Annotated in this window: 17 protein-coding genes; 6 read left to right on the top strand and 11 right to left on the bottom strand. The window is 73.9% G+C overall.

What is annotated here, in order from left to right; genetic code table 11:
• Positions 1–36 precede the first annotated feature (36 nt).
• From cysS to AB0K43_RS16705, 5 genes are all read right to left on the bottom strand, one after another.
• Positions 37–1,431, bottom strand: coding sequence for a cysteine--tRNA ligase (gene cysS, locus AB0K43_RS16685; RefSeq protein ID WP_363640234.1), 1,395 nt, complete (start codon positions 1,429–1,431; stop codon positions 37–39).
• A gap of 295 nt (positions 1,432–1,726) precedes the next feature.
• On the bottom strand, positions 1,727–2,119 hold the full coding sequence (locus tag AB0K43_RS16690) for a PPOX class F420-dependent oxidoreductase (RefSeq protein WP_363640236.1): 393 nt from the start codon (positions 2,117–2,119) through the stop codon (positions 1,727–1,729).
• Between the two features lie 98 nt (positions 2,120–2,217).
• Positions 2,218–2,718 (bottom strand): 2-C-methyl-D-erythritol 2,4-cyclodiphosphate synthase, encoded by a 501-nt coding sequence (ispF, locus tag AB0K43_RS16695; protein WP_363640238.1) that lies wholly within the window; start codon positions 2,716–2,718, stop codon positions 2,218–2,220.
• The gene (ispD, locus tag AB0K43_RS16700; protein WP_363640276.1) at positions 2,708–3,460 is read right to left on the bottom strand and encodes a 2-C-methyl-D-erythritol 4-phosphate cytidylyltransferase; all 753 of its coding nucleotides are present in this window, start codon (positions 3,458–3,460) and stop codon (positions 2,708–2,710) included. The genes ispF and ispD overlap by 11 nt, the downstream gene beginning before the upstream one ends.
• A gap of 217 nt (positions 3,461–3,677) precedes the next feature.
• Positions 3,678–4,160: a CarD family transcriptional regulator gene (locus tag AB0K43_RS16705; protein ID WP_014136563.1), complete on the bottom strand. Its 483-nt coding sequence runs from the start codon at positions 4,158–4,160 to the stop codon at positions 3,678–3,680.
• Between the two features lie 448 nt (positions 4,161–4,608).
• Between AB0K43_RS16705 and AB0K43_RS16710 the strand changes: the two genes are divergently transcribed.
• Positions 4,609–5,307 (top strand): DUF461 domain-containing protein, encoded by a 699-nt coding sequence (locus tag AB0K43_RS16710; RefSeq protein WP_363640240.1) that lies wholly within the window; start codon positions 4,609–4,611, stop codon positions 5,305–5,307.
• Between the two features lie 83 nt (positions 5,308–5,390).
• On the opposite strand, the gene AB0K43_RS16715 is transcribed toward AB0K43_RS16710, so the two are convergent.
• Both AB0K43_RS16715 and AB0K43_RS16720 read right to left on the bottom strand, forming a co-directional pair.
• The gene (locus AB0K43_RS16715) at positions 5,391–6,086 is read right to left on the bottom strand and encodes a response regulator transcription factor (protein ID WP_033825386.1); all 696 of its coding nucleotides are present in this window, start codon (positions 6,084–6,086) and stop codon (positions 5,391–5,393) included.
• Positions 6,083–7,369 (bottom strand): ATP-binding protein, encoded by a 1,287-nt coding sequence (locus AB0K43_RS16720; protein ID WP_363640242.1) that lies wholly within the window; start codon positions 7,367–7,369, stop codon positions 6,083–6,085. The genes AB0K43_RS16715 and AB0K43_RS16720 overlap by 4 nt, the downstream gene beginning before the upstream one ends.
• A gap of 314 nt (positions 7,370–7,683) precedes the next feature.
• On the opposite strand from AB0K43_RS16720, the gene phoU reads away from it, so the two are divergent.
• Positions 7,684–8,367 carry a phosphate signaling complex protein PhoU gene (gene phoU, locus AB0K43_RS16725; RefSeq protein ID WP_363640244.1) on the top strand — a complete coding sequence of 228 codons (684 nt, stop codon included), beginning with the start codon at positions 7,684–7,686 and terminating at the stop codon, positions 8,365–8,367.
• A gap of 179 nt (positions 8,368–8,546) precedes the next feature.
• Positions 8,547–8,726, top strand: a complete 180-nt coding sequence (locus tag AB0K43_RS16730) for a hypothetical protein (RefSeq protein WP_363640246.1) — start codon at positions 8,547–8,549, stop codon at positions 8,724–8,726.
• 128 nt (positions 8,727–8,854) lie between these two features.
• Here AB0K43_RS16730 and AB0K43_RS16735 read toward each other — a convergent pair whose 3' ends face one another.
• Positions 8,855–9,613, bottom strand: coding sequence for a phosphoglyceromutase (locus AB0K43_RS16735; protein WP_363640248.1), 759 nt, complete (start codon positions 9,611–9,613; stop codon positions 8,855–8,857).
• 145 nt (positions 9,614–9,758) lie between these two features.
• Here AB0K43_RS16735 and AB0K43_RS16740 point away from each other — a divergent pair, with 145 nt between their 5' ends.
• Positions 9,759–11,030 carry an MFS transporter gene (locus AB0K43_RS16740; protein ID WP_363640250.1) on the top strand — a complete coding sequence of 424 codons (1,272 nt, stop codon included), beginning with the start codon at positions 9,759–9,761 and terminating at the stop codon, positions 11,028–11,030.
• An 18-nt stretch (positions 11,031–11,048) separates the two neighbouring features.
• Here AB0K43_RS16740 and AB0K43_RS16745 read toward each other — a convergent pair whose 3' ends face one another.
• Both AB0K43_RS16745 and mshA read right to left on the bottom strand, forming a co-directional pair.
• On the bottom strand, positions 11,049–11,615 hold the full coding sequence (locus AB0K43_RS16745) for a YbjN domain-containing protein (protein ID WP_363640252.1): 567 nt from the start codon (positions 11,613–11,615) through the stop codon (positions 11,049–11,051).
• 118 nt (positions 11,616–11,733) lie between these two features.
• Positions 11,734–12,996, bottom strand: a complete 1,263-nt coding sequence (mshA, locus tag AB0K43_RS16750; RefSeq protein WP_363640278.1) for a D-inositol-3-phosphate glycosyltransferase — start codon at positions 12,994–12,996, stop codon at positions 11,734–11,736.
• 599 nt (positions 12,997–13,595) lie between these two features.
• On the opposite strand from mshA, the gene AB0K43_RS16755 reads away from it, so the two are divergent.
• Complete coding sequence (locus AB0K43_RS16755; protein ID WP_363640254.1) at positions 13,596–14,411, top strand: class I SAM-dependent methyltransferase; 816 nt, start codon at positions 13,596–13,598, stop codon at positions 14,409–14,411.
• Between the two features lie 191 nt (positions 14,412–14,602).
• Here AB0K43_RS16755 and AB0K43_RS16760 read toward each other — a convergent pair whose 3' ends face one another.
• A complete protein-coding gene (locus AB0K43_RS16760) occupies positions 14,603–15,178 on the bottom strand; it encodes an O-acetyl-ADP-ribose deacetylase (RefSeq protein WP_363640256.1) in 576 nt (191 codons plus the stop codon).
• 214 nt (positions 15,179–15,392) lie between these two features.
• On the opposite strand from AB0K43_RS16760, the gene AB0K43_RS16765 reads away from it, so the two are divergent.
• Positions 15,393–17,117, top strand: a complete 1,725-nt coding sequence (locus AB0K43_RS16765; protein ID WP_363640258.1) for a SpoIIE family protein phosphatase — start codon at positions 15,393–15,395, stop codon at positions 17,115–17,117.
• The last annotated feature ends 141 nt before the right edge of the window (positions 17,118–17,258 follow it).

Consider the following 17,258-nt stretch of genomic DNA (forward strand, 5'->3'; position numbering starts at 1 on the left):
ACGGTGCGGCCGGCCCTCACCCCGACGGGTACGGGGTTACTGGTTGTTGATGGTCCAGCGCGAGCCGGACGGGGTGTCCTCGATCGCCAGACCGGCCCTGGTGAGCTGGTCCCGGATGGCGTCCGAGGTGGCGAAGTCCTTACGGGCGCGGGCCGCCTGGCGCTGCTCCAGGACCAGCTGGACCAGCGAGTCGACCACGCCGTGCAGGTCGTCACCCCGGTCCGTGCCGGCCCAGTGCTCGTCGAGCGGGTCCAGACCCAGTACACCGAGCATCGCACGGACCTCGGCGAGTCGCGCCACCGCGCTCTCCTTGTCGCCCGCGGTGAGCGCGCTGTTGCCCTGCCGGACGGCGGTGTGCACCACGGCCAGCGCCTGCGGGACGCCCAGGTCGTCGTCCATCGCCTCGGCGAAGGCCAGCGGCACCTCGGGGGCGGCGTCGACCGGGCCGCTGCCCTCGACGACCCGCTGGATGAAGCCCTCGATCCGGGCGAAGGCGGTCTCGGCCTCGCGGATCGACTCCTCGCTGTACTCGATCATCGAGCGGTAGTGCGGGCCGGCCAGGTAGTAGCGGAGCACGATCGGCCGCCAGCGCTGCACCATCTCGGAGATCAGCACCGAGTTGCCCAGCGACTTGCTCATCTTCTCGCCGGACATGGTCACCCAGGCGTTGTGCACCCAGAAGTTGGCGAAGTCGTCGCCGAACGCCTTGGACTGGGCGATCTCGTTCTCGTGGTGCGGGAAGATCAGGTCGATCCCGCCGCCGTGGATGTCGAAGCCCTTGCCCAGGTACTTGTGCGCCATGGCCGAGCACTCCAGGTGCCAGCCCGGGCGGCCGCGGCCCCAGGGGGTCTCCCAGCTGGGCTCGCCCTCCTTGGCCCGCTTCCACATCGCGAAGTCGCGCGGGTCGCGCTTGCCGGTCTCGCCCGCGCTCTCCGGCTGCCGGAGGTTCTCCAGCTCCTGGTTGGAGAGCTCCAGGTAGTCGGGGTAGGTGGTGACGGCGAAGTAGACGTTGCCCTCGGCCTCGTAGGCGTGCCCCTTGGCGATGAGCGCCCGCATCATCTCGATCATCTCGGGGACGTGCCCGGTCGCCCGCGGCTCCACCGACGGCGGCAGGCAGCCCAGCGCCGCGTAACCCTCGTTGAAGGCGCGCTCGTTGGTGTAGGCGATCTCCCACCACGGGGTGCCGAGCTGGCGCTCCTTGGCGATCACCTTGTCGTCGATGTCGGTGACGTTGCGCACGAACGTGACCTGGTAGCCGCGGTAGCCGAACCAACGGCGCATCACGTCGAAGTTGAGGTTGGACCGGATGTGTCCGATGTGCGGGGCAGCCTGGACGGTCGCGCCACACAGGTACATGGAGACACAGCCCGGTACAAGCGGGACGAAGTCGCGTACCTGGCGGGTGTTGGTGTCGTACAGGCGAAGGCTCACAGCGTCAAGCGTAGTGGGCGGTGGGGGGTGCCTCGCCACCTTTCGCGACGGGCTGCGGGCCCGTTGCCGTCGCTCCGGCCCGTCCGCGCTGCGCGGCGGTCGGCGCCGACCGCACCGCCGGGCCCGTGCCCCGGCCTCCGGATCGGCCGGCCGGAGCGCCAAACCACCAGGTCAACGGCGTTCCCCGGGCTCGGTACGGGCTGCGTCGCCGGGCGGGGCGCCCACCGGGACGCCGGAAGGGGCGCCGCCGCGGGAGATCCCGCCACGACACCCCTTCCGGTCATGCCCGGCCGGCTCAGATGTTGCCGACGACCTTCCGGGGCACCAGCCGGACCACCACCCGGACGTCCTCCGGCCCGTCGAACCCGTAATCCTCACCGCGGTACTTGCGGGACAGCTCGTCGATCAGCTCCCGGCCGCCCTCGGTCGTCATGGTGACCTCCCCGCGCAGCTCGGCGTAGGTGTAGGGGTGCGCCGGCGGGTTGACCACCACGCTGATCCGCGGGTCCCTGACCAGGTTGAGGTGCTTGCGGCGGCCCTGGACGGTCGAGAACAGGATCTCGTCGCCGTCCCGCTTGACCCAGACCACCGAGGACTGCGGGCTGCCGTCGGGCTGGACGGTGGAGACCACGGCGAACGTCTTGTCGTCGAGCAGTTCCTTCAGCCGGTCGGGGAGTGCGGCACCCATCTGGACCTCTTCTCAGTGGACGAGCGGACTGGTACGGGCCAAGCTACCCACCCGGTCGCGGCCCGCGCACCGGGACACTCGCCAACCGCCGGATCGGCTCAACCCGCCCGGTACACCAGCGCGGTGGCGAGTGCGGCCAGCCCCTCGGCCCGGCCGGTGAGGCCGAGGCCGTCGGTGGTCGTGCCGGAGACCGAGACCGGCGCGCCGACGGCGGCCGAGAGCACGGCCTGCGCCTCCGCACGCCGCTTGCCGATCTTCGGCCGCACCCCGACCACCTGGATCGCCACGTTGCCGATCTCGAAACCGGCCGCGCGGACGATCCTGGCCGCCTCGGCCAGCAGGGTCACCCCCGCCGCACCGGCCCACTCCGGCCGGTCGGTCCCGAAGTGCGCGCCCAGGTCGCCCAGGCCCGCGGCGGAGAACAGCGCGTCGCAGGCCGCGTGCGCGGCGACGTCGGCGTCCGAGTGGCCGGCGAGGCCGTACTCGGCGTCGGGCCAGTCCAGGCCGGCCACCCGCAGCGGGCGGCCGGCCTCGAAGGCGTGCACGTCGGTGCCGATGCCGACCAGCGGGATCACCGGCGCGGTCGGGTCAGAAGCCATCGGAGGCCCTCCTTCGGGCGAGTACGGCCTCGGCGAGCACCAGGTCCAGCGGGCGGGTGACCTTGAAGGCCTCCTCGTGCCCGGGGACCACGACCACCCGGCCGCCGAACCGTTCCACCAGCCCGGCGTCGTCGGTGACCGGCGGCAGGCCGCCCTCGGCCTCCTCGGCCAATGCCTTCTCGTGCACCTGGTGCAGGGTGGCGCGCAGGAAGCCCTGCGGGGTCTGCACCGCGCGCAGGGTGGCGCGGTCCGGGGTGTCCAGCACCGGCTCGGGGCCGCCGGCCGGCCGCGGCTCGACCCGCTTGACGGTGTCGGCCAGCGGGACGGCCGGCACCACCGCCTCGGCTCCGGCCCGGACGGCGGCGGCCACCGCGTCCACCACCTCGACCGGCACCAGCGGGCGGGCGGCGTCGTGCACCAGCACGATCCCGGTGTCGGCCGGGATGGCCGCCAGGCCGAGCCGGACCGACTCCTGCCGGGTGGCGCCGCCGGCCACCACCCGGATGTCCTTGCCGTCCAGTCCGTGGCTGTCCAGCAGCGCGGCGACCTCGGCGACGCCGTCGGCCGGGGCCGCGACCACCACCAGGCCGACCGCGCGGCTGCGCGCCAGCGCCCGGACCGCGTGCACCAGCAGCGGGACGCCGCCGAGTTCCCGCAGGGCCTTCGGGGCGCCGGGGCCCAGCCGTTCCCCCCGCCCCGCGGCCGGGACGACCGCCGCCGCGAGTTGTGCTGTGGCGTTCAGGTTTCGCTCCTCAGTCGCAGTGGGTATGGCCCTGCCGAGCGCATCGGGTGCTCGGCACGACCCCCTTCCGGCTGCACGTTAGTGGACACCCGCCCGCAGTGGCGGCCGTCCACGGACACGCCGAAGCGCCCGAGGTGCTGCTGCACCACCCTGGACGACTGCGCGTCCCCGGTGGCACACCCGCATCGGGCGCCGTGGCGTACGGAGCTGGACTGCCTTACGAGGCGAGCACCTCGTCGAGCAGCGTCTCCGCCTTGTCCTCGTTGGTGTTCTCGGCCAGCGCCAGCTCGCTGACGAGAATCTGCCGAGCCTTGGCGAGCATCCGCTTCTCGCCGGCCGACAGGCCGCGCTCGCGCTCGCGGCGCCACAGGTCGCGGACGACCTCGGCGACCTTGATGACGTCACCCGAGGCGAGCTTCTCGAGGTTCGCCTTGTAGCGGCGGGACCAGTTCGTGGGCTCCTCGGTGTACGGTGCACGAAGCACCTCGAAGACCCGGTCGAGACCTTCCTGACCCACCACGTCACGCACACCGACGAACTCAGCGTTCTCGGCGGGCACGCGCAGCGTCAGGTCTCCCTGCTGCACCTTCAGCACCAGGTAGGTCTTGTCCACACCTTTGATCTGGCGAGTTTCGATGGCCTCGATCAGCGCAGCCCCGTGATGGGGGTAGACCACCGTGTCGCCAACCTTGAACGTCATGTGACAGGACCCCTTCCGTGGCTTTCCAGAATAACACGCTTTTCTGCCGACCCGAAGGGCGTTTTCGCAGGTCAGGGCGGGTCTCGGGGCTTGACAATCACCCCCATCACATGCTGCGACCGATGTTCGACGAGGGCTTCCCGCAGGTCGGAGGCGGTCCGAGAGCTCGACGAAACCCCTGGCAACACTCCCGAAACCATGGTTTGATCTTGAGTTTTTACCGCCGTTCGCCGCGCGCCCCGGCAGTGACCTGCGCCACGTCCCGGCCGGTACCGGACACGGGCCCTCGGGACACGCCCGAAACCCGCCCCGCCGGGCCCGCCGGACGACCGGGGCGCGACACGGGGCCACCCCGTGAGAACCGGATAACTGCGGTGGGTAGTCTGAGCGCTGACCACCGACCGTGATCCACATCCACCGTGATCTCACCCAAGGAGAAGTCGCCGCCGTGAGCCGGAGCCTTCGACGCGGCGCCATCGCCGCCCTCGTCCTCGCCGCGATCGTCCCGCTGTCGGCCTGCGCCGCCGGGAACTCCCCGGACACCCTGGAGATCCAGCCGGACAACGCGTCCACCTCGCTGGGCGACAACCTCAGGCTCAACAACATCGTGGTGGTGACCGAGGACAGCGCCTCCGGCGAGGCGGCCGGCCCGGCCAACGTCACGGTCAACATCAGCAACAGCGGCACCACGCCCGAGACACTGAAGTCGATCACCGTCGGGGACAGCTCGACCGCCACCTTCACCGACGCCAAGGGCGCGCCGATCCCGGAGATCGTCATCCCGGCCGGCAAGGCGGTGCTGCTCGGCGGCCCGGAGCAGCCGGTCGCCCACGTGGCCTCGGCCAAGGTGAACGTCGGCGGCTTCGCCGCCACCTCGTTCGTGTTCGGCTCGGCCGGCAAGGTCGGCTCGCAGGCCGCCGTGCTGCCGGCCCGCGGCCAGTACGCGGCCTTCGGCCCGAAGGCGGAGAGCGCGCCGTCGGCCTCCGCCTCCCCCGCCGTCACCGTCTCCCCCTCCGCTCCCGTGTCGGGCTCCCCCGCGGCCCCCGCCACCGGCTCGCCGTCCGCCCCGGTCCCGGCCTCCTCGTCGGTCTCCGGCGCGGCCAGCCCGTCCGGCTCGGTCTCGGGCAGCCCGATCGCCGGGCACTGAGGCGCTGAACGCCCGAGAGGGCCCCTGCCGGAGCAGGGGCCCTCTCGTGTGTGCCGGGACGGGCACCGCCCGTCCGGTGCGGCTTACGGCTCGAACTTGTAGCCCAGGCCACGGACGGTGACCAGGTAGCGGGGCGCGCCCGGGTCGGGCTCGATCTTCGCCCGCAGCCGCTTGACGTGCACGTCCAGCGTCTTGGTGTCGCCCACGTAGTCGGCGCCCCAGACCCGGTCGATCAGCTGCATCCGGGTGAGCACCCGGCCGGCGTTGCGGAGCAGCATCTCCAGCAGGTCGAACTCCTTGAGCGGGAGGTCGACCTTGGCGCCGTCCACGGTCACCACGTGCCGGTCCACGTCCATCCGGACCGGGCCGGCCTCCAGCGCGCCGGGGGTGGCGCCGCCGCCGTCGCCGTTGCCGTCCTCGCCGCGGCGGCGCAGCACCGCGCGGATCCGGGCGACCAGCTCGCGGGTGGAGTAGGGCTTGGTCACGTAGTCGTCGGCCCCTATCTCCAGGCCGACCACCTTGTCGATCTCGCTGTCCTTGGCGGTGACCATGATCACCGGGACGTTGGAGCGAACCCGCAGCTGACGGCAGACCTCGGTGCCGGGAAGGCCGGGGAGCATCAGGTCGAGCAGCACCAGGTCGGCGCCGTTGCGCTCGAACTGCTCCAGCGCGTCGGGGCCGGTGGCGGCCACGGCCACCTCGAAGCCCTCTTTGCGGAGCATGTACGAGAGGGCGTCGCTGAACGACTCCTCGTCCTCGACCACCAGTACTCGGGTCACGATCGGGCCTCCGGGGCAGCAGGAAGGGTGTTCGACGCGGTCGCGCCGGAACGGGTGTGGGATGTGGTGTCGCGGTCCGGGGCCTGGCCGGCCGGGAGCCGCAGGGTGAAGGTCGAGCCCTGGCCCTCGACGCTCCAGACCGACACGGTGCCGCGGTGCGAGGCGGCGACGTGCTTGACGATCGAGAGGCCCAGACCGGTTCCCCCGGTGGCGCGGGAGCGGGCGGGATCGACCCGGTAGAAGCGTTCGAAGATCCGCTCGCGGTCCTTCTCCGAGATCCCGATGCCCTGGTCGGTCACCGAGATCTCGATCAGTTCGCCGTCCGCCTCGCCCAGGGCGGCCGCACTGGAGATGCGGCGGGTGGCGATGGCGACCCGGGTACGGGGCGGACTGTAGTTGACGGCGTTCTCCACCAGGTTGCCGAGCGCGGCGGCCAGCTGGCCGCGGTTGCCGTCCAGGTAGAGGTCACCGATGCCGCCGGCGGCGATCAGGATCTGCTTGGCCGCGGCCGGCTGGCGGCAGCGGTCGATCGCCTCGGCGATCAGCTCGTCCACCGGGACGGGCTCGGGGTCGGGCAGCAGGCGGTCGTCCTGGACCCGGGAGAGGTCGATGATCTCCTGGACCAGGCTGGCCAGCCGGGTCGCCTCGATCTGCATCCGGCCGGCGAAGCGCTGGACCGCCTCGGGGTCGTCCGAGGCGTCGGCGACGGCCTCGGAGAGCAGCGAGAGCGCGCCCACCGGGGTCTTCAGCTCGTGCGAGACGTTGGCGACGAAGTCGCGGCGGATGGCCTCGATCCGGCGGCGGTCGGTCAGGTCCTCGACCAGGACCAGGACCAGCCGGGAGCCGAGCGGGGCGACCCGCACGGAGACCGCCAGCGGTTCGGCGGCGCGCGCCGCACCGGGGCGGGGCACCTCCAGCTCGACCTGGCGGATCTCGCCGTCCCGGCGGGTCGCGCGGGCCAGCGACAGCATCTGGTCGACGGCCATCGCGCCGCCTCTGACCAGGCCCATCGCATAGGCGGCCGAGCTGGCCTTGACCACCTCGTCGCCCTCGCCGAGCACGATCGCGCAGGAGCGGAGCACCGAGAGCACGGTGTCCACGCCCGGGGGCAGCCCGGGCTCCTGAACGAGCGGTCCGCCCGTGCCTGTCCTGGTGCCGGCCCTGCCGCTCCTGCTGCCCTTCGCCTGCTCGCGCTCACTCCAACGGAAGGCGATGGCGGCCGTGAGGCCGACGCCGAGCCCGGCTATGGCGCAGGCTGCGGCGGCGGCCACATTCACGTCCATACGGCCAGCGTAAGCGCATGCCGGGCGGCTCCCGTACGGGTGCGATCAAGGCATCGGCCTCACGTTGCCGAGAATTCACCTTCAAGCTGCCGCCGATTCACCGGACCGGCCGTGGGTGGTCGCCCGAACGGACCAGTCTGGCGGATGCAAGCCCGTGTGGGCGGTGACGCGGCTACCATTCGCGCCACCAGCAGCGGCCATCCCGGCGCAGAGGGGACCTGCGGCCCGGGACGTCCGGTCGGCACCGCCACCGACACAGCTACTGATGGACCGAACGACCCGGCACCCGGTGTCGGCGGCCAGGAGGAGAAAGCATGCGCGACGCTTACCACGAGGAACTCGACTCGATCAGCGACGGCCTGGTCGAGATGGCCCGGCTGGTCGGTTCGGCCATGGGCCGCGCCACCACCGCGCTGCTCGACGCGGACCTGGCACTGGCGGAGAGTGTGATCGCCGCCGACGACAAGGTCAACACCCTGCACCACGAGCTGGAGAACCGGGCGATCGACCTGCTGGCCCGCCAGCAGCCGGTCGCCACGGACCTGCGGATCGTGGTCACCTCGCTGCGGATGAGCTCCGACCTGGAGCGCTGCGGGGACCTGGCCCGGCACGTCGCCAAGGTGGCGCGGCTGCGCTACCCGGACACCGCGGTGCCGGCCGACCTGCACCCGATCGTGCTGGAGATGGGTCAGCTGGCCCAGCGCCTGGTGGCCAAGGCCGGCCAGGTCATCGCGACCAAGGACGTCGACAAGGCGCTGGAGCTGGAGCGCGACGACGACGCGATCGACGCGCTGCACCGCGAGCTGTTCTCGCACCTGCTGGACGACCGCTGGCAGCACGGCATCGAGACCGCCGTGGACGTCACCCTGGTCGGCCGCTACTACGAGCGGTTCGCCGACCACGCGGTCTCGGTGGCCAAGCGCGTGGTGTTCCTGGTGACCGGTGAGCACGTGGACGAGTTCGTCGCGGCGAACGAGGCCGGCGGCCCGACCGAGTGACCGCGGTCGCGGGCTGACCGCCGCCGGGCGGTGACGGGCCGGGCGGTGACGGGCCAGGTGGGGGCGCACACGGCGGGTGCGCCCCCACTTCCGTGCGCCCGTTGACGCCCTGTCAACGGCCGGGTTCACTCGGAGGGCAGGCACGTGCCACGTGCCCTGACGAGGAGGGCTCCAGCACCATGAAGGCAACCGCCACCCCGACCGCCGCGCCGAAGAGCGTCACCGAGCCGCCCGTCGCCAAGCTGCTCCCCGTCCTCGCCGCAGGCTGCGGCTGCGGGCCCGGCTGCGGCTGCGGCTGCCAGTCCGGCTCGCCCTGCCAGTGCGGCGGTGCCACCGGCGGCTGCTGCGGCGGCCACTGAGCCCGCCGCGCGGCCCGCGCGCGGGCCGGCAGCGTCCGTCCGGCACCTGTCCGGCACCTGTCCGGCACCGACAAGGCCCCCGGGGGCGGCGCGCTCCGCGCCGACCGGGGGCCTGATCGTTTCTGCGGTTACTTCTTGCCCTGGTTCTTGACCGCCTCGATGGCGGCGGCGGCGGCCTCCGGGTCGAGGTAGCGGCCGCCCGGGGTGACGGGCTTGAAGTCGGCGTCGAGCTCGTAGGCGAGCGGGATGCCGGTGGGGATGTTCAGGCCGGCGATGGCCTCGTCGGAGACGCCGTCCAGGTGCTTGACCAGGGCGCGCAGGCTGTTGCCGTGCGCCGTGACCAGCACGGTCTTGCCGGCGGCCAGGTCCGGGACGATCGCGTCGTACCAGTACGGCAGCATCCGCTCGACGACGTCCTTGAGGCACTCGGTGCGCGGGCGCAGCTCGCTCGGGATGTCGGCGTAGCGGGCGTCGCCGGCCTGGGAGTACTCGTTGTCGTCGGCCAGCACCGGCGGCGGGGTGTCGTACGAGCGGCGCCAGAGCTGGAACTGCTCCTCCCCGAACTCGGCCAGGGTCTGGGCCTTGTCCTTGCCCTGCAGAGCGCCGTAGTGGCGCTCGTTCAGCCGCCAGCTGCGGCGGACCGGGATCCAGTGCCGGTCGGCCTTGTCCAGGGCGATCTGCGAGGTGCGGATCGCCCGGCGGAGCAGGGAGGTGTGCACCACGTCGGGGAAGTAGCCCTCGGCGGTGAGGAGCTCGCCGCCGCGCGCGGCCTCCTTCTCACCCTTCTCGTTGAGGTCGACGTCGACCCAGCCGGTGAAGAGGTTCTTCTGGTTCCACTGGCTCTCGCCGTGGCGGAGCAGGATCAGTCGGTAGGTCGTGTCAGCCATGGCCCACAGCTTAGTGGAGGCCGAAAACGGCTGGTCGGGCCGACGGTCGATGGGTAATGTGTGCCTGCCATCAGTGCCACTTACTGCCCGCTGAGCGGTCCCTCCTGTCCCGCCAGGCCGGCAGCCTGCCGCCCGGGAGCCCCGCTTGCCCGCCTCCACCCGTCTGCGCGCCACCCTCTCGGAGACCGTGGGCGGCCTGCCCCGGCCGTTCTGGTGGCTGTGGACCTCCACCCTGGTGAACCGGCTCGGTGGCTTCGTGGTCACCTTCCTCGCGCTGTACCTGACCGTCGACCGGGGCTACCCGCCCTCGTACGCGGGCCTGGTGGCCGGCCTGTTCGGGCTCGGCTCGGCGGTCGCCGCGGTCGGCGGCGGGGTGCTGGCGGACCGGCTGGGGCGGCGGCCGACGCTGGTCGCGGCGCAGCTGGCGACCGCGGTCTCGACGGCGGTGCTGGGCTTCGTGGACGGCCCGGTGGCGATCGCCGCGGTGGCCTTCCTGGTCGGCCTGGCCGGCAACGCCTCCCGGCCGGCGATCTCGGCGATCATCTCCGACCTGGTGCCGGCCGAGGACCGGGTCCGGGCCTACGCCCTGAACTACTGGGCGATCAACATCGGCTTCGGCGTCTCGGCCGCCGCCGCCGGGCTGATCGCCGCGCACGGCTACCTCCTGCTGTTCCTGCTGGACGCGTTCTCCACGCTGGTCTGCGCCGTGGTGGTGTTCGTCCGGATCCCGGAGACCCGGCCCGAGCGGTCGGCCGTGGCCAAGGCGGAGCCGCGGGTGGGTCTGGGCCGGGTGTTCCGCGACGGGCGGTTCATGGCCCTGGTCGGGGTCAACCTGCTGCTGGCCCTGGTGGTCCAGCAGGGCAGCACCACGCTGGCCGTCGACATGGGCGAGGCCGGCATCTCCACCACCGGGTACGGCCTGGTGATCGGGCTGAACGGCCTGCTGATCGTGCTGCTCCAGCTGCCGATGGGCCGGCTGATGGAGGGCCGCGACCGGACCGCGCTGCTGGTGGTGAGCGCGCTGCTGACCGGGTGGGGCTTCGGGCTGACGGCACTGGCGGGCTCCTCCGCCGCGTTCTTCGCCTGCACCGTGGCGGTCTGGACGGTCGGCGAGATCATGGCCGCGCCGATCATGATGGGCCTGGTCGCCGAGTTCGCCCCCGCCGAGGCGCGCGGGCGCTACCAGGGCGTCTACTCGCTGTCCTGGTCGCTCGCGTCCTTCCTCGGGCCGGCCGCGGGCGGCTACCTGCTCCAGCACGCGGGCAGCGCGGTGGTGTGGCTGGCCTGCGGGGTGTGCGGGACGGCGGCCGCCGCGGCCTTCCTGCTGGTCGGACGGCCCACGGCGGCGGCCCGGGCCGAGGCCGCGGCCACCGCCACCAGCACCGGCGGGGAGCGGGCGCCGGTCGTGGCACCCTGACCGGCCCGGCCGAGCCGGTCAGGACTCCTCGGGGTCCGGGGCGGTGGCCGGGGATGCGGTCCGGGCGGCGTCCGGGGCGGTGGCCGCTGCGGCGAGGTGGGCGAAGGCCGCCAGGTTGCGGGTGGACTCACCGCGCTTGGTGCGCCACTCCCACTCGCGCCGGATCGCCGTCGCGAATCCGAGTTCGAGCAGGGTGTTGAACGGCTCGTCGGCGTTCTGCAGCACCGTCCCGAGCAGCCGGTCGACCGCGTCCGCGGTCAGCGCCTCCAGCGGCAGCCGGCCGGCCAGATAGACGTCGCCGAGCGCGTCGACCGCGTACGCCAGGCCGTACAGCCGGGTGTTGCGCTCCAGCAGCCAGCGGTAGACCGCCTCGTGGTTCTCGTCCGGCCGGCGGACCACGAAAGCGTTCACGGACAGCGTGTGATCGCCGACCCGCAGCGCACAGGTGGTGGAGAGCTTCCGGTTGCCCGGCAGCGTCGCCACCAGCGTGTACGGATCGGTGGCGGCCTGCTCCCAGGCCACCCCGGCCTCGTCCAGCGCGCTGCGCAGCAGGGTGAGCGACTCGTCCTTGGTGCGGATTGCCATGGGACTGACGTTACTCGGCGGTAGTGGTGCTGCGCAGCACCTGCCCCGGGCCCGGTCGGGCGAGGCCGGGCCGGGCCGGGCCGGGCCGGGCCGGGCACCGTGCCGGGGCCGCTGCCGGTCAGGCCAGCCTCAGCCGCGAGCCGGCCCGCGCGTCGGGGCGGGCGAGCGCGCCGGCGTAGACCTCCGCCGTGCCCGCCGCGGCGGCGCCCCAGCCGAACCCGGCCGCGTGCCGGGCGGCCGCCTCGCCCTGCCGGGCCGTCAGCTGCGGCTCGGCGACGTACGGCCGCAGGGCCCGCGCCCAGTCCTCGGGGTCGTGGCCGTGGACCAGGGTGCCGGTGACACCGTCCCGGACGGCGACCGGGAGACCGCCGACGGAGGCCGCGACCACCGGCGTGCCGCAGGCCTGGGCCTCCAGTGCGACCAGGCCGAAGGACTCGCTGTACGAGGGCATCACCAGCGCCGTGGCCGCCCGGTACCAGTCGGCGAGCCGGTCCTGTCCGACCGGGGGACAGAACCGGACCACGTCCGAGATGCCGAGCTGCGCCGCGAGCTTGTGCAGGCTCTCCGGTCGGGCCAGCCCGGTGCCCGAGGGCCCGCCGACCACCGGCACCACCAGGTGCTCGCGCAGCCGCGGCTCGCGCTCCAGCAGGACGCCGACGGCGCGCAGCAGCACGTCGGGCGCCTTGAGCGGCTGTATCCGCCCGGCGAACAGCAGCACCGAGGCGTCCTGCGGCAGGCCCAGTCGGGCGCGGGCGGCCTGCCGTGCGGCGGGGCCACCGGGCCGGAACACCTCCAGGTTGACGCCGGGGTGGACGATCGCGAGCTGGTCCGGCCGGGCCCCGTAGTGCCGGGAGAGCTCGGCGGCCTCCTCGGCGGTGTTGGCGATCAGCCGGTCGGCGGCCTCGACCACCTGGGTCTCGCCGATCACGCGGGCGGCCGGCTCCGGGGTGTCGCCCTCGGCCAGCGCCGCGTTCTTCACCTTGGCCATGGTGTGCATGGTGTGGACCAGCGGCACGCCCCAGCGCTCGGCGGCCAGCCAGCCGACCTGCCCGGACAGCCAGTAGTGCGAGTGCACCAGGTCGTAGTGGCCCGGCCGGTGGCCTGCCTCGGTGCGCAGCACGCCGTGGGTGAAGGCGCACAGCTGCGCGGGCAGGTCCTCCTTGATCAGGCCCTCGTACGGGCCCGCCGTGACGTGCCGGACCAGGACGCCGGGGGCGAGCTGCACGGTGGGGGCGTCGTCGCTGCTGACCGCCCGGGTGAAGACCTCGACCTCGATGTTCAGCTCGGCGAGCCGCTTGGCCAGCTCGACGATGTAGACGTTCATCCCGCCCGCGTCGCCGGTGCCCGGCTGGTGCAGCGGGGAGGTGTGCACGCTGACCATCGCGATCCGCCGGGGCCGCCGGGAGCGGCCTCCGCTCACCAGGGACTGTAGGCGGCCTCTAGTGGACGACGGCAGAGTGAGCCGGTCGCGTCGGGCCGTGGCCCGTGCGGGGTGCTGGGTCACCTGGCTGATGCCTCCTCGTGCTCCCCGGTCGGTGGTACTTGCTCGGCTGGCGGTGCCCGCGGTTGCCCACCGCGCGCACACGGGCGCCGACGTGCGCCCTGCCCGCCGGCGCGCCCGCGCTCCGTTGCGCGGGCGGCCGCATGCGAACGCCCGGGGCCGGTGGCTCCGGGCTGGCACACGTCCCGAGTGACAACCGTGGCACCGGCGGCAGGTATTCCCGACCCCGCCGGCGAGATCGCGCACGCCTTTTGCAGGGCGTCCGGGCGGTGCGCCGAGCTTCCGGAGGCCGGTGCCGGGCCGCGCCGTGGATCCGCTGGGCCGCCGCGACGGCACGGTGGCAGCGCGACGGCGGTACGGCGGTGGTGCGGCAGCGGCACGGTGGTGGTGCGGCAGCGGCACGGTGGTGGTGCGGCAGCGGCACGGTGGTGGTGCGGCAGCGGCGCGGTGGTGGTGCGGCTGCCGCGTAGGCTGCGGGCATGTCCGCCTCGCCCCCCGCCCGCGGCGCGCGCCCCACCCGCCCGGTCGGGACGGTCACCCGCGGCACCACCAACACCAACCGGCTCCGCCGGATGGATCGCTGGATCGCCCACACGCTCGGCCGGACGCTGCGCGCCGCCGACCGCCCGCCGGTGGCCGTCGACCTCGGCTACGGGGCGGCTCCCTGGACGGCCGTGGAGCTCTCGGCCCGGCTGCGGGCGGTGCGGCCGGACGCCCGGGTGGTGGGCATCGAGATCGAGCCCGACCGGGTCGCGGCCGCGCTGCCGTACGCCGCGCCGCCGTTGCTCAGCTTCCGCCGCGGCGGGTTCGAGGTGCCGCTGGACGGCGGTTCGGCGCAGCTGATCAGGGCCGCCAACGTGCTGCGGCAGTACGAGGAGCGCGAGGTGGCCGTGGTCTGGGAGCGGCTGTGCGGGCGGCTGGCCCCGGACGGCCTGCTGGTCGAGGGCACCTGCGACGAGATCGGCCGGCGGCACGTCTGGGTCGCGCTCGGCCCCGAAGGGCCCCGCACGGTGACCTTCGCGGCCCGGCTGGCCGGTCTGGAGCGGCCGTCCGACCTGGCCGAGCGGCTGCCCAAGGCGCTGATCCACCACAACGTGCCGGGGCGGCCGGTGCACCGCTTCCTGGCGGATTTCGACCGGGCCTGGGCCGCGGCGGCGCCGTACGGCGCGTTCGGCGCCCGGCAGCGGTGGATCGCCGCGTGCGGTTCGCTGGCGGGCAGTTGGCCGCTGGTCGACGCCCGGGGGCGCTGGCGGCAGGGCGAGGCGACCGTGGAGTGGGCGGCGCTGGCCCCGTAGCCGCAGCTGGGCGCGGTGCCTGCGGCCGTCGGCGGGGTCCGCCCGGCCGGTGGGCGAGCCCTCGATTCACTCGAACGAGTTATCGAATTCCTCTGGCGCGTTGACGGTCCGTCACGCCACCATGGGGGCAGTCGCACGAGCTGCCGCACAGGTCACGTGAGGTGTCGTCAGTTCCTCTGCCCGCTCCGCGCTCACTCCGCCGCAGGCCGCTCCGTCCCGGGCCGCTCCAGCTCCCGCCGCATCCGCTCGAAGACCTCGTACGCCTCCGTCCCGAAGAGCACGAACCGCACCTCGGCCGGCCATGCCGCAGCCGGGTCCTCCGCCGCCACTGTCTCCGCCACCGCCGTGAGGGCGATCCGCGCCGCGTCCTCCATCGGCCACCGGTACACCCCGGTCGAGATCGCCGGGAACGCCACCGCCCGGGCGCCCAGTTCCGCTGCCAGCCGCAGCGACTCCCGATAACAGGAGGCCAACAGCTCGGCCCGCCGCTCGTAGTCCGCCGGGTGGTGGACCGGCCCCACCGTGTGCACCACCCAGTCGGCCGGCAGCCGGCCCGCCGTGGTCACCACGGCGCGGCCGACGTCCAGACCGCCGCCGTAGTGCGAGTCGCGGAGCCTGCGGCAGTCGGCGAGGATCGCCGGCCCGCCCTTGCGGTGGATCGCCCCGTCCACCCCACCGCCGCCCAGCAAGGAGGAGTTGGCCGCGTTCACGACCACGTCCACCTGCTGTTCCGTGATGTCACCCTGCACCAGCGTGATCTGAGTCACGACCTCGAACCTTCCGTCAGCCCCGGTGGGCGGCGCTCACCGTACCCCCGATCACCACTCCAGAGCGTGGCAATAGCCACAGAGCCGGCGCTCGGCCAGAGAAATCCCCGGAGATCACGTTATGGTCGCGAGAAGCTCCCCGACCCGCGGTGCCAGGCGGGCACCGCACACGGACGTCAGCCGTTGGCCAGTCGGGGAAAGGGAGGACCGACCAATGCCCGCAACGGGAGACGGGCGGGCGTCCGGAGTCGGCGCCGCCAGTACTGCCGATGATGCCGCCAGCGCCGCGCGCCGGCCGGGTTCCGCAGCCGGCAGCGCGCCGACCATCGGCCGCGCGGCCAAGCGGCCCGGGCAGGTACACGCACACCGCGATCACACTCCCGAGCCTGGCTCCGGCACGCCGATACCGCACCCGCGGGCCCGCTCCGACTCCTCGCGTCCCCCCGGCGGCCCCGGCAACGCCCTGGCGGCGGGTCGCCGGCGCGAGCAGGCCGGCGAGGCGCCGGCCCACCTGCTGGTGATCGAGGACGGCCCCTCCGACATCGAGTTGATCAAGACACTGGTGGCCGACAGCGGCGCCAACGTGGAGCTGCACTGGGCCCGCGGCGTGGAGCAGGCCGCCGCGCTGCTGTCCGCCGCGCCCCCGGCCGCCCGGCGCGGCCCCCAGCGCCAGGGCGAGCGCCCGCCCGCCGGCGGCTTCGCCTGCGTGCTGCTCGACCTGGCGGCGCCCGGCTGCTCGGGCCCCGGGCCCTCCACCGAGCCCCAGACCACCGAGCGCCAGGACACCGAGCGCCAGGACACCGCGCCGCAGGACACCGAGACCCAGGACGCCGAGGCCGACGCCGAGACCCGGGCCGACGCCGGGTCGGGGCCCGACTCCGCCTCCGACTCCGACGGGTTGGACGGGCTCCGCGAGCTGCTCCGCCGCGCCCCGCACACCGCCGTGGTGGTGCTGACCGATGCCGCGGGGGCCGAGCTCGGGGCCGCCGCGGTGGCCGCCGGTGCCCAGGACTTCCTGATCAAGCACGAGACGGACGGGCCGCTGCTGGCCCGGGCCCTGCGGTACGCGGTGGAGCGCAAGCGGGCCGACGAGTCCCAGCGCCGCCTGGTCGAGGCCGAGCTGCGCGGCCAGGAGAACGCCCGGCTCCAGCGCCACCTGCTCCCCACCCCGCTGCTCGACGGCGCCGGTCTGGCCTTCACCCGCCGCTACCGGCCCGGCCGCCGCCGGGCCCTGCTCGGCGGCGACTTCTACGACGCGGTCCGGACCGACGACGGCACCGTGCACGTGGTGATCGGGGACGTCTGCGGCCACGGTCCGGACGAGGCCGCGCTCGGCGTGGCGCTGCGGATAGCGTGGCGGACGCTGGTCTTCGCCGGGCTCTCCGGCCAGGCCCTGCTCACCACCCTGCAGCACGTGCTGGAACACGAGCGGCGCAGCGACGAGATCTTCGCGACCCTCTGCATGCTGGTGCTCTCCCCCGGCGCCAGGCCCACGGCCGATCCCGACCGCGCCGAGCGGGCCGGGGCCGGCGACCGGGCCCGGCTCTACCTGGCCGGGCACCCCGCCCCGCTGCTGCTCGACGCCGGGCAGCGCCCCGTGCTGCTCCCGGCGGATCACGCGGGCCCGGCGCTCGGGCTGCTGCCCTGCGACGACGGCGAGTCGGTCTGGCCGGGCCGGGAGCTGGAGCTGGCGCCCGGCTGGCGGCTGCTGCTCTACACCGACGGTCTGGTCGAGGGCCGGGTCGGCGCCGGGTCCCGCCGGCTCGGACAGGACGGCCTGATCGACCTGATCGCCGACCACCAGTCGGCGGGGCTGACCAGGGGTCGCCTGGTCGACAGCGCCATCGCCGAGGTCGAGGAGCTGAACGGCGGAGCGCTGACCGACGATGTCGCGGTGCTGCTGCTGGAGCGCAACCCGATCCCGTTGATCATGGGCTGAGACCCGCCCGGAACGTGGTGGAGGGTGGCAGCCCGCCCGGGCTGCCACGGAGCCGTCGGAGAGGATGAAGGCCAGCGTGAACCACTTGGCGCCGGTGGCGGCCATCACGTCGGTCGGCTTCTGCGGGCTGCCCCAGCCCAG

It is taken from the genome of Kitasatospora sp. NPDC049258 (genome assembly GCF_040678895.1).
Taxonomy (GTDB): Bacteria; Actinomycetota; Actinomycetes; order Streptomycetales; family Streptomycetaceae; genus Kitasatospora.

Bases quoted from the DNA above. Each gene is read 5' to 3' on its own strand.
- AB0K43_RS16730 (WP_363640246.1), top strand. From the start codon at position 8,547: ATGAAGGCAACCGCCACCCCGACCGCCGCGCCGAAGAGCGTCACCGAG.
- AB0K43_RS16735 (WP_363640248.1), bottom strand. From the start codon at position 9,613: ATGGCTGACACGACCTACCGACTGATCCTGCTCCGCCACGGCGAGAGC.
- AB0K43_RS16690 (WP_363640236.1), bottom strand. From the start codon at position 2,119: ATGGGTGCCGCACTCCCCGACCGGCTGAAGGAACTGCTCGACGACAAG.
- AB0K43_RS16765 (WP_363640258.1), top strand. From the start codon at position 15,393: ATGCCCGCAACGGGAGACGGGCGGGCGTCCGGAGTCGGCGCCGCCAGT.
- AB0K43_RS16705 (WP_014136563.1), bottom strand. From the start codon at position 4,160: ATGACGTTCAAGGTTGGCGACACGGTGGTCTACCCCCATCACGGGGCT.
- AB0K43_RS16755 (WP_363640254.1), top strand. From the start codon at position 13,596: ATGTCCGCCTCGCCCCCCGCCCGCGGCGCGCGCCCCACCCGCCCGGTC.
- mshA (WP_363640278.1), bottom strand. From the start codon at position 12,996: ATGGTCAGCGTGCACACCTCCCCGCTGCACCAGCCGGGCACCGGCGAC.
- AB0K43_RS16720 (WP_363640242.1), bottom strand. From the start codon at position 7,369: ATGGACGTGAATGTGGCCGCCGCCGCAGCCTGCGCCATAGCCGGGCTC.
- ispF (WP_363640238.1), bottom strand. From the start codon at position 2,718: ATGGCTTCTGACCCGACCGCGCCGGTGATCCCGCTGGTCGGCATCGGC.
- AB0K43_RS16745 (WP_363640252.1), bottom strand. From the start codon at position 11,615: ATGGCAATCCGCACCAAGGACGAGTCGCTCACCCTGCTGCGCAGCGCG.
- phoU (WP_363640244.1), top strand. From the start codon at position 7,684: ATGCGCGACGCTTACCACGAGGAACTCGACTCGATCAGCGACGGCCTG.